At 69.9% G+C, this 844-nt stretch carries 1 protein-coding gene; it reads left to right on the top strand.

Going from position 1 to position 844, the window contains the following annotated elements; translation table 11 throughout:
* Positions 1–844 (top strand): beta-ketoacyl reductase (locus tag ACIPUC_RS37280; protein ID WP_446594880.1); only part of this gene is annotated, 844 nt, incomplete at both ends.

Below are 844 nucleotides of genomic sequence, written 5' to 3'. Positions count from 1 at the left end.
CGGGTGTTGGCGGCGGTGCAGGACTGGTTGGCGGACGAGCGTGAGGGCTCGGTGTTGGCGGTGGTGACGCGGGGTGCGGTGGCTGTCGGGGACGGCGATCGGGTTGATGTGCGGCAGGCGCCGGTGTGGGGTGTGGTGCGTGCGGCGCAGGCGGAGAATCCGGGCCGGTTCGTGTTGATCGACTCGGATGGGTCGGTGGAGGAGCTGGGGCTGCTTTTGGCTTTGGGTGAGCCGGAGTTGGCGGTTCGTGGTGGTGGGGTGTTGGTGCCGCGGCTGGCTCGGCTGGCCGTCGGTGCGGATGCCGGTGGCCCGGTGTGGGATGGCTCGGGGTCGGTGCTGATCACGGGTGGTACGGGTGGTCTGGGTGCGTTGGTGGCCCGTCATCTGGTGGTCGAGCACGGTGTGCGTCATCTGGTGTTGGCGGGCCGGCGGGGTGCGGATGCGCCGGGTGTCGGCGAGCTCGTCGATGACCTGGTGGGTTTGGGTGCGCGGGTTGTGGTCGTGGCGTGTGATGTGGCCGATCGGGAGGCGCTGGCGGCCGTGTTGGACGGTCTGGAGCGCCCGTTGTCGGGTGTGGTGCATGTGGCGGGTGTGGCGGACAACGGTGTGGTGGGTTCGTTGACGCCGGAGCGGATGGATGCGGTGTTGCGGCCGAAGGCGGATGCGGCGTGGCATCTGCACGAGCTGACGGCGCACATGGATCTGTCGGCGTTCGTGATGTTCTCGTCTGCCGGTGGGCTGGTTCTGGCGGCTGGGCAGGGCAATTACGCGGCGGCGAACGTCTTCCTCGATGCCCTCGCCGCGCACCGCCACGCCGAGGGGCTGCCCGCGACCGCGATGGCCT

The sequence above is a fragment of the Streptomyces sp. LARHCF249 genome, from assembly GCF_052871255.1.
Note: the sequence above shows the minus strand (reverse complement) of the source record. Positions and strands in the feature narration are given on the sequence as shown.